Source organism: Pseudomonas sp. Z003-0.4C(8344-21), assembly GCF_900104975.1.
Classification (GTDB): domain Bacteria; phylum Pseudomonadota; class Gammaproteobacteria; order Pseudomonadales; family Pseudomonadaceae; genus Aquipseudomonas; species Aquipseudomonas granadensis.
In genome coordinates, this window is record NZ_LT629756.1 from 2508395 (window position 1) to 2517453 (window position 9059).

A 9059-nucleotide genomic window follows, 5' to 3' on the forward strand; every position below is an offset into this window, starting at 1 on the left:
GAATTCCTCGCCCGCCGTACACCGGCAGGCTGTTGAGTTGGTTATACGGTTTTGGCGGGGAACCACTCGGTGTCGTATTCGTGCTGAGTGACCCGCTCGATTTCGATGCTCGGCAGCTGGCGCCTGAATACTTCGGTACCGTAGGGCTTGGCAACGTACTCCGCTGCCTCCGCCATGAATGGTTCTTTGAAGATGCGGAGCAGGTGATTGGCGGCTTTCTCGAAGTCCTCTTCGCGGTAGTTGCCCACGCAAATGCTGCCATTGCATACGCGCCAGATAGTGCGTCTCGGCAGCGCCTCGGCCGCTTTGATCTTCTCGGCCATCTGGTCGCGGGCGTAGCGCATTTGGTCCAGGGTCAGCGTGGCGACCCATGCGTCAGTGCCGATGCTTTGCTTGTGGCCATGCTCACAGGTGATTTCGGGCATGTGTGCATTCCTCGCCCGCGGTAGGGCGGCAGACTGTTGAGTGGTCGGGGGTTACTGCTGGATGAGTTCGGCGGGGATCTTCACCGCGGCGCCGCGCATGGCGAATACCACGGCGCGCAACACTGCGATGGTCCGGGTTTCGCCGGGCTGGCGGTTGAACGGGTCGCTGGTCATGTCGGCCAGCCAAGGGTGCCGGTGGCCAACGTCGACCCAGACGCCGTACTTCGTGATGAGGCGCTCGACGTCGGGCAGTGCGAAGAGATCCATCTGTCCGGCTTCCGGCTGCTGATCACCCTCGATGGCGACGATTGCCCAGTCCAGCGCCGGGCCGGTCAGTTCCTCGGTGCGGACGCTGACCATGCGGTTCATCGGGTAGCGCTCGATGCCTTAGGCGGCGACGGCGGAAAGCCAAAGTGATGCCGCCGCTTGCCCGTGTAACCACATTCGCTGCATCCCGCTGAAGGACCGCAGCTGCAGCCACCCTCGCAGCCACAGCTGCATCCGGAGCAATCCAGGGTGCACCAGCTTTCCTGTTCAACTTCCCCCTCGGCGCTGATTGAGTAATTGATGCGACGATCCAAACGGAAGCCGGTAATTTTCTCGGCGTCCTCATAGGTTGCTGGAACAGAACGGAATCCATATTCGGCTGATGGATCATCTACGAATCGGCGAACACTTCTCATCACCGCGTCCCCTTGTAGCAGTACACGTAGGCGAACCAGGCGAGGGCGATCATGGCGTCACCTCGCGGCGTGCCCACCAGCAGACCGGGCCGTCGTCGGTGTCGTGAATTGCTAGGCAGAACCAGCCTTCGCCTTCGGGTCGTTCTGGCTCCCAGTAGCTGAAATCTGGATCGCCTGCTTCGAAGTAGCGATCGGCAACGGCTTCGTCGGCGTACTCAAGCGCCACTTGTGCAACCTTCAAACCCTGCGCTGCTACCCAGGCTTTGCATTTGTCACCATCACCCTCGTCAAAGTCGGGCATGTTGGGATGCTGAAACGAGCCCATTTCATCGCGGACGACAGGGGCTGGCTGGATCAAAACGATTTCTTCAGGCATGACTTCGTCCTTGCCGCTATAGCGGCGGAGAAATGATTTAGGGAATAGGAACCAGATGGCTGGGGTAGGGAGCTTGGTGTTACCGTTCGGCGCCGTTGCGCTTCACGCGAAAGGGTCTATCTTTGGGGCTGTGTTAACACCCTCTCAATAAACGGGCAGGAGGGCAATATGAGGCATCGAGGCGATATCTTTTGGGCGTGGGCAGATCCTGAGCTTCACAACAGGATGCATGATGAAACGCTGAGTAACGGGACTCACATCGACGTTCAGGTCAGGCTGTCGCGCACCGGCGAGACACAGTTGTTCATCGGGGTTTACGCGTCCGATGGCGTGGCTATGCATGAGGAGGCTGTTTGCCCTGGCGCGGGCGAATCGATGACCTGTGCTTTAGCTTGGGGTGTTGAGCGAGCTCGTCAGGTAGCTCTTGATCAAGGTTCGAAAAACCGTCCAGCAGTCGCATCAAAATAGCAGTCGACTGCTCGCTGTTGCGGCTGACATCCAGCGGTCAGGATGCCGGCCGTCTGACTCTTCACGGCAATCGCTAGACCGATGTCACAATGATGTCATGCGCGGAAAGGACGTCGCTCTTTGACAGCCATCTAATGACCAGTGTGACGCTATGCCCTCTACCGATGATTTTCGATTTAATGCCCATCACCTGTTGGTTGAACTCGACGCAACCAATAACCACCTCATGATGCTGGTGGTCTCACGCGAAGTGACCGGCAGCCGGTGGGATGAAGCCGTGCTCCGCCACAAGCAAGCATATGAAGCTTGGGCTTCCCTCCTTATTGGAATTCAAGTTGATCCGATGCCTGCCCTTGATGGCCGATCAACGGACGGTGCCAGCGAGCCTACGCCCTCCAGCTCATCAAGCCTTTGACTCCCCGTGCTTTCCAACGCTGCTTTCGTTGGCGATCTTGCCGTCGTGGATTGAATATTCATAGCGGCTGGCTTGTTGTAGAAAGTTTTGAAATCGATCCTGGACGAGATCGAGAGTTGTGCTAGACATGACATGTCGCGCACGTAATTCAGAGTTGGGTTGTTGAATTGCATCGTGCGGCTGGCGCTCTATCAAGTCATTGGAGTGCGCCCTTTAGCTGTGGGCAGTGATTTAGTGAACCGAAGTAGTTAGCTGCGAGTTAAACAACTCCCTTCCTCTGGGCTAGTAACTCAACGCCTTGGTTCACTGGTCACATCCTCGCCCAGTCGCCCCTACAGCCTCTCTCGTTACCAGATCATGGGCATTCACAACCGTCTTCGGCGTGTAGGTCAGCGTGCCGTCGAGGATCGCTTCCTTGATCGCTTCGAACTCCCAGGCGTAGTACTGCGATTCGACGTAGACGCGCATTTCGCCGTAGTCGTGCTGCTTGCGTCGGATGAAGGCCTCGGCGGCCTCGCGGGTGAAGTGGCTGTTCACGATCTCCCAGCGCTTGTTCCAGCCAGTGACGGTGTGGTCATCGCACTCGGCGAGATATTCCCACTGGTCGTACTCGTCCATATCCATGAAGCTGCATTCCCGATCAGCCATCAGCGCTTCGTCGATTTCTGCGCGCTCCTCGTCGTCGAGATCGTCCCAGTATTCTTTCGGGCTGAACCACGACCGATCTTCCAGGCACACGACTCGCCCTTCGGCGTAGTCGATTTCGTAGCCGTAATCGATTCGCTTGGTCTGCACGGTGAAGATGGCAGCGGCGGTGTGGTGCCACTTAACGCCGGCGCCGTTGCAGTGATAACGAAGGCGTTTGACGAAGTCGGTCCAAGTCGAAGCATCAAGGGCGGCGCCAGTCGCCAAGCTCGGCAATGGCTCGGCCGGTATGTTTTCTGTGGGCATGGGGCGTCCTATGCCGGGGCATGCCCGGGCGGTGGAGGGTGGTGTGGCTATTTGCTTTGCGGCGAGTTAGGGTTTATCGATTTACGATGAGGTAGGTATGAATTACGAAACGTCAGTGGTTTACCTTGAGCAGATCCCGAAGGTTGTCGTTGAGACGGGTGTTGATTACCCAACGTTGATTGGCTTCGTTGTAACGGTCGTTATTTTTGGCTTAGGAACGTGGTTGTCAGTTCGCACGTCGAATAACAACGCACGGCAGCAGGCCGAAGATTTGCTAAAAACGATCGCTCATCAGGAAAATTCCACAAATAAGACTATCTCCAGTCAAGAGTCAGTGGCAGAAAAGAATTCGCTTAAGGCGAGTCGTCAAGCCTGGATAAACGATCTGCGCGACACATGCTCTTGCTTCGTTTCTGAGGCCTTCAATGTTCAGCGACTCAACATCTACTGGGATTCAGCGCAATCGAACTATAGTTATAAATTAAAAGCCGAGCCACAACTCGCTCACCAGATGCATATCGATTGGGTTAACGCACACATCCAAGCGATGAAGGAAGTTGCGAGGTTAAAATCCAAAATAGAGTTGCTCCTGAATCCTGATGAAGTTGATTCAAAAGAACTTCTGAAAGCAGTAGATGAAGCAGCAATCGAGTGCGACAGGTCTGGAGGATCCGCAAAAAAACCATGCCAACACGTTGTGGAATGGTGCCAGCATATTCTCAAGCAAGAGTGGGAGAAGGCGAAGGCTGGAAAGTGATAGCGCTTATTCTCCGTCGTAACAACCGCAAGGCATGTCAGCGGGCTGATCGAACATATCCATCTGCTGCTCATGAGAGCGAAGTAGATCGGCCCATTTCCACCGTCGGCCAAGGCCTGCAATCGATGTCAGGTCAGCGTTCGCTTCCATCTCAATGGCGCGAAGCTTCAGCTCGGGTGGCAGTGCCAGAATTTCGGGGATCTTGCTGTTGGGGCAGAAGAAGCAGGATGACTTTCCCGGCAGTGGTAGGCCGGCGGCGCGAATCGATTCGATGCACTCGTCGCGCCCCATATCCCACTCGATTAACGGGTAACGCCATTTGTATTTCTTATCCTCGTCGAATTTGGCGCGCTGCGGCTCGCCGGCGTCATAACCGATGCACTTGATCACCTTCTCGCCGGCGGCCCAGGCATCCTTGGCTGGCTGCCAGTTGTTGGCGAACTTCTCTTGAGGCTCTACCTTGAATTTCAGCGAGCAGGATTTCCAGCCGTAGGCCACGCTGGGAAGCATCTTCATTCGAAGGCAGTTTTGCTCGAGTGTTTCAGGAATGCCGCCTTTCCTTACGATAGTGATAGCCGGCATGCCGTGAGCGACCAACCATTCACTGAACATGGTGAGATAGCGATACGTCCAGTCACCTTCGCCTCCGGTGTCGGCAAACGTGATGACGTCAACGTGTTCGCCGCGCCGCACCATTTCGACCAGCATTGAGGTGCTGTTGGTGCCGGCGCCGTAGCTGACCATGATCGGCATAGTGTTCTCCAGGCAGCCGATTGCCTCGCCGGCTGGCGTGATTCGTAGAAGTGGGGTATTTGTGTTCGGCCCGGCATGGAGCCGGATCAAGGAGTGAGCTGTGAAAAAATCAATCGTCGATCAGGTTTGGCACAAAATTGGTGAGCACAATTTACAAGGCCGCGTCGCAGCAGATAGCAAGCTCAATGAAGTTGTCGAGTTGGCCCGTCGAATTAGCCAAGCCGAAGGTGGGGAGGTCGCAGATAATGTCTTGGATCACGGACTTATCGAGGTTGCACTACTTCGTTGTCGGGAGATCCAGGATGGAAAAGCTGGTCTCGACTATAACGATCTCCAGATTTATTTCCGGTACGCAACCGCCGCAATGCTGAAAGCTGAGGCTGTTATTGATGAAGAACTGCCGCATCTTGAGCTTTAAGCGGTTCTGATTATTTCGTCCTCAGGTTCTGGCGGATCGTCGGCGAGCGACTTTATGCCAGCCTCCCTGATCAGTCGCGACACCTTTTCGGTAACAACAAATGGTGTCGTGACACATCGCAACATCCTGGACTGGGTATCGAAGTCGGCGTCGATCAGGTTCATCAGGAGCAGCTGGTAAATCTCCTGCTGGTTGTTGATGCCGTGGGCGGCCATGACCCGCTTGAGGTCTGTCTTGAACACGCCGGCGACCTCAACCGTAAACTTCTCGACTCCCAATGCAGCGTCCTTTGCTGCAGCCTTCTCGCGCTTTTTCTTCTGCTTGATCGCTTCCTTCGTCGGCTCCGTTACTTCGGCCATGGCCTGCCTCTTCAATTCCGCTGGCCGGCAAGTCCAGCCAGGTCTGTCGTTTGCGTTGTTGGGTGCGAGTGTTGAATCTGCGCATCAGGCTTTCGTCGGGTAATCGAGCGAGTAGTCCGCGACGATCTTCCGGGCGAGTGTCGTGCTGATGCCCATATGCTTGCAGGCTTTATTGCGCGTCATTCCGGCTGCCTTGCAGTTCATAAGATCGACGGCGATTTTGTCTCGATCCTCTTGGGTGATCATGCGGCCTCCCTTAGCCTTCTGCGCTTCGATGTTCCTGTAGCCGTAAGGCGTTTTGACTACCGCTGCTATGCCTGGACTGTCCTTTCCGATCCCGGTAGGGATTCGCTGTGCCGTACCTCCAGATGCGAAGAAGGCAGCTTTCGCCGCCTCCAGTCCACTTTGCCGCTTTGCGGCTTCAACGAATGCTTGTTCCATATCAGGCACCTTTCGAGCGACTGTTGATGTTGATTTCGTAGATTTCGGCGAGCTCCCGAAGAACGGCGCGAGTAATCCCAAGCGCCGCGCAGATCTCAGCTTGAGATCGCGTGCCGGCTAAAGCCTTTATCTGAGCGACCATTGAGGCCCTGTTTTGGCGACGGGATTCCATCGTCCTGGCGGTGCAGGTCGTGAACTCAATGCCGTGCTCGCTGGCGATCCGGTTGAGTGAGCGAGTGGAGCGGTGCAGCGCCTTGGACGCGGCTAAGATCCCTGCGTCAGCAAACCGGTGAAGGGCTTTGGCAATTGCAGGCTCTTCTGCCTTATGGGCGTCCCATCTCATGCCGCTTTACTCCGGAGCTTTGCCTCGTAGCCGTCCACCAGCAGCTTGAACTGCCAGAGGTCTTCTTCGAGTTGTTCGATGTAGTCGTCGTCGCGCTTGAACTCTTGCAGCCAGAGCTGGCGGCCAACGGGTTTCAGGAGAGGGCAGTACATCCCGATATGCCACCACTTGCGGCCGGTGATCCACATGCAGCCCTGCACCTGGTCGATGACTTCGCTGGCATCGTTGTCGATGTGGAAAGCGCGAAGCTTGTCAGGCGAAAGGAAACATTTGTACTCCGAACCGCCGTCGTCGCCGATGAACCCGTCTGCACTGGCGCCAAACACGCCGTCGTCAGTTTTTACTAGCCCAACCTGTGTAACGATCAGGCCTGTCTGAATTTCGTGTTCCATGCGGGCTTCGGGCTCCAGTTCGTGGCCACGGCGCATCTGCCACGTTTCGAAGCCACCATCCAGCGGCGCGCCGCCGATCCGTTCAACGGCCAGTTCGAAGGCGTAGGTGAGTGCGGCATTTGAAGGCTCGCCGACCTTCTCTCCATCGAGAGCGCGCTGCACGACTTCGGCCTTCGGCCCGGCCTTGTAGCCAGCTAGGTCGCGAGCCTTGCTTTCGCTATGGCCGGCCAGGATCGCGTCGACATACTTCCGCTGCTGGGCGGTGAGCCCGTTCACCTTGGATCGGGCGGTGCTGAACATGCTTGCTGTGATGACTCCGGCGCGGCCTTGCAGCCATTCAGCGGAGCCCTGAGTGCAGTTGAGGACGATCATTGAGGCGCCTCCAGCTTGGCTTTGTGGACGGTGACGGCGGTCTTCACTGTGGAATAACCGTTGGTGTCACCCGATGCTTGCAGAACTTTCAGGCTCGCCTGCCAGACGTCTTTCAGTTCGTCCGGTGTAGTGGTTTGCCCGACACGCTCGAGGATGTCTTCGACGACCTGGGCGCGCATGTCATCTGTATCCGAACCATCCGCCGACTGCCCATCATCGTCGCGGGTTTCGCCTGTGGTGATGTTGAGAAGGGCGCACATGACGTAGCGCTTGCCGTACGTGGTAGACGAGCCGACCGCCTGAACTTCGTTTCTGCCTTTGCCGATATCGACTGGCAAAGTCATGGTGGTTTGCTCGCGGTGTCCGCCTCGGTGCATCAGGATCCCGGTGACCTTGATCACCTTGTCTTCGGTTTCAACCTTGAAGGTAATGGCGAAGCCGTGCTCCTGCATGATCGGCTTCAATGTGTGAGTGATGTGATCGAGCGTGGCGTAAGAGTTGCCGGTGTGCAGATTCACCGCACCCTCGAACACGGTCGGGATGTTGCACTGCATCTCGGCCATAGCCGCGTTGAATTCCTGCTCGGCTGTCTTGGCCTGCATGCGTTCGTGCATGGCGAGCAGGCGCTCCATTTTTTCGATATCGCAGGTCGGATCGGCGGCGGCCCGGCTGATGACCGCCATGATGCTGTTGTCCGTCGAGATCGGTACGACGGCTTGCCGGCGTTGCTCCGGCATGATGATTTCGGTGGACATGCTGGCCTCCTCAAAAGTGGATAGTGACGTTCGGGACTTCCCGGCGGGCGATCTTCAGAACGATGGCCTTGGCCAGCTCTTCGGTGATGTTCATCGACATCAGCGCCTCTTTGGCTGCCCCCATGATCTTCACTTTGTGGGCCTGATCGGCTTCGCGCTCCCGCTGCTGGCGAGCGGCTTCGTTCGCTTCGGCCTGCTGGCGAGCAACCTCGGCAAGGCGGGCTTGCTCTACGGCTTCAGCTTGCCGCTGTTCTGCGGCGATACGCTCTTGCTCGGCGCGTTGTTCGGCGGCGATACGATTGGCTTCTGCTTGGGCAGCGGCGCGTTCGGCTTGCTCTGCCTGCAATTGAAGCTGTAGGCGCTGGCGTTCGGCTTCCACTTCAGCATCACGGGCGGCCTGTTCGGCCGCGCGCTGTGCTGCCGCTGCTTGTTCGCGCAGTTCCTGTTCGCGGCGCGCAGCGGCTTGACGTTCGGCTTCGGCTGCCTCCCGGGCGATTTGTGCATCGCGATCGCGCTGGGCCTGCGCTTCGGCTTCGGCGCGCAACCGGATCAGTTCAGCCTGCTCGGCTTCGTACCGCGTCCGCTCGGTGTGCAGGGTGCGCAGCTTGATCAACGTCTGGTCTTTCGCCTGGGCGGCATCGGCCAAGAACTCTTCCCAGCTTTCGCTGATTTCGAGCTGCTCCAGGTCGGCGATGATGTTGGCGACGTGACCGGCAGTTGGTGACTGGTCGAAAGTCACTAGGTCCTTGATGCGCTGAATGGCGTCGACGTGCGCATCCGTCCGGGCCAGCTCTTTCTGTTCCCAGTCTGTCAGCGGCTGGCGAGTGGCATCGCGCAGCGCGTCCATCTTGTTGACGAAGTCGCGCAGCTCGGCCTCCACCACCTTCGGCATTTCCTTCAGGCGCTTGAGGTAATCGCGACCAGGCTTTTCCACGGCCGTCTTCGACTTGCTGACCTTTGCCGCCAGAGAGGCGATACGCTCGCGGCCTTTTCGAGTGGTCAGGTCTGGAACCTCTGCGGTGACCTCAGCAGCTACCGCGTCGAAGAACTGGCCAAGGCCGCCGGCGACATAGATGGCTGGTGCGTTTTCTTCGCTGATGTCGTCGATCTTGATGACTTGCTGTTGTGCGGACATGGCTATGCTCCTGCGA

The 9059-nt window shown here is 57.4% G+C and carries 15 protein-coding genes; 4 read left to right on the top strand and 11 right to left on the bottom strand.

Annotated elements, in window-relative coordinates; translation table 11 throughout:
- Positions 1 to 41: 41 nt before the first annotated feature.
- The 3 genes from BLU24_RS11535 to BLU24_RS11545 all read right to left on the bottom strand — a co-directional run bounded on the left by BLU24_RS11535 (position 42) and on the right by BLU24_RS11545 (position 1484).
- Entirely contained in the window at positions 42 to 425 is a 384-nt protein-coding gene (locus BLU24_RS11535; protein WP_093100205.1) for a hypothetical protein, read from the bottom strand.
- Positions 426 to 476: 51 nt separating this feature from the next.
- Entirely contained in the window at positions 477 to 794 is a 318-nt protein-coding gene (locus BLU24_RS11540) for a hypothetical protein (protein WP_093100207.1), read from the bottom strand.
- Between the two features lie 363 nt (positions 795 to 1157).
- Positions 1158 to 1484 (bottom strand): hypothetical protein, encoded by a 327-nt coding sequence (locus tag BLU24_RS11545; RefSeq protein ID WP_093100210.1) that lies wholly within the window; start codon positions 1482 to 1484, stop codon positions 1158 to 1160.
- A gap of 168 nt (positions 1485 to 1652) precedes the next feature.
- Between BLU24_RS11545 and BLU24_RS27985 the strand changes: the two genes are divergently transcribed.
- Together BLU24_RS27985 and BLU24_RS11555 are read left to right on the top strand one after the other, a co-directional pair.
- A complete protein-coding gene (locus BLU24_RS27985) occupies positions 1653 to 1952 on the top strand; it encodes a hypothetical protein (RefSeq protein WP_093100213.1) in 300 nt (99 codons plus the stop codon).
- 151 nt (positions 1953 to 2103) lie between these two features.
- Entirely contained in the window at positions 2104 to 2367 is a 264-nt protein-coding gene (locus BLU24_RS11555) for a hypothetical protein (protein WP_093100216.1), read from the top strand.
- A gap of 303 nt (positions 2368 to 2670) precedes the next feature.
- Here BLU24_RS11555 and BLU24_RS11560 read toward each other — a convergent pair whose 3' ends face one another.
- Positions 2671 to 3318 carry a hypothetical protein gene (locus BLU24_RS11560; RefSeq protein ID WP_177344120.1) on the bottom strand — a complete coding sequence of 216 codons (648 nt, stop codon included), beginning with the start codon at positions 3316 to 3318 and terminating at the stop codon, positions 2671 to 2673.
- A 97-nt stretch (positions 3319 to 3415) separates the two neighbouring features.
- On the opposite strand from BLU24_RS11560, the gene BLU24_RS11565 reads away from it, so the two are divergent.
- Positions 3416 to 4075 carry a hypothetical protein gene (locus BLU24_RS11565; RefSeq protein WP_093100219.1) on the top strand — a complete coding sequence of 220 codons (660 nt, stop codon included), beginning with the start codon at positions 3416 to 3418 and terminating at the stop codon, positions 4073 to 4075.
- Between the two features lie 6 nt (positions 4076 to 4081).
- On the opposite strand, the gene BLU24_RS11570 is transcribed toward BLU24_RS11565, so the two are convergent.
- Complete coding sequence (locus BLU24_RS11570) at positions 4082 to 4828, bottom strand: hypothetical protein (RefSeq protein ID WP_093100221.1); 747 nt, start codon at positions 4826 to 4828, stop codon at positions 4082 to 4084.
- Between the two features lie 100 nt (positions 4829 to 4928).
- Here BLU24_RS11570 and BLU24_RS11575 point away from each other — a divergent pair, with 100 nt between their 5' ends.
- Positions 4929 to 5246 carry a hypothetical protein gene (locus BLU24_RS11575; RefSeq protein ID WP_093100223.1) on the top strand — a complete coding sequence of 106 codons (318 nt, stop codon included), beginning with the start codon at positions 4929 to 4931 and terminating at the stop codon, positions 5244 to 5246.
- On the opposite strand, the gene BLU24_RS11580 is transcribed toward BLU24_RS11575, so the two are convergent.
- The 6 genes from BLU24_RS11580 to BLU24_RS11605 form a co-directional block, all read right to left on the bottom strand.
- On the bottom strand, positions 5243 to 5605 hold the full coding sequence (locus tag BLU24_RS11580; protein WP_093100225.1) for a hypothetical protein: 363 nt from the start codon (positions 5603 to 5605) through the stop codon (positions 5243 to 5245). The two genes, BLU24_RS11575 and BLU24_RS11580, sit on opposite strands and share 4 nt — an antisense overlap.
- A gap of 84 nt (positions 5606 to 5689) precedes the next feature.
- Entirely contained in the window at positions 5690 to 6046 is a 357-nt protein-coding gene (locus tag BLU24_RS11585; RefSeq protein WP_093100227.1) for a hypothetical protein, read from the bottom strand.
- 1 nt (position 6047) lies between these two features.
- The gene (locus tag BLU24_RS11590; RefSeq protein ID WP_093100230.1) at positions 6048 to 6389 is read right to left on the bottom strand and encodes a hypothetical protein; all 342 of its coding nucleotides are present in this window, start codon (positions 6387 to 6389) and stop codon (positions 6048 to 6050) included.
- Complete coding sequence (locus BLU24_RS11595) at positions 6386 to 7153, bottom strand: lambda exonuclease family protein (protein ID WP_093100233.1); 768 nt, start codon at positions 7151 to 7153, stop codon at positions 6386 to 6388. Before BLU24_RS11595 ends, BLU24_RS11590 begins: the two co-directional genes overlap by 4 nt.
- Positions 7150 to 7908 (bottom strand): ERF family protein, encoded by a 759-nt coding sequence (locus tag BLU24_RS11600; protein ID WP_093100235.1) that lies wholly within the window; start codon positions 7906 to 7908, stop codon positions 7150 to 7152. The genes BLU24_RS11595 and BLU24_RS11600 overlap by 4 nt, the downstream gene beginning before the upstream one ends.
- Positions 7909 to 7918: 10 nt before the next feature.
- Positions 7919 to 9043: a hypothetical protein gene (locus BLU24_RS11605; protein WP_093100238.1), complete on the bottom strand. Its 1125-nt coding sequence runs from the start codon at positions 9041 to 9043 to the stop codon at positions 7919 to 7921.
- Between the last annotated feature and the right edge of the window lie 16 nt (positions 9044 to 9059).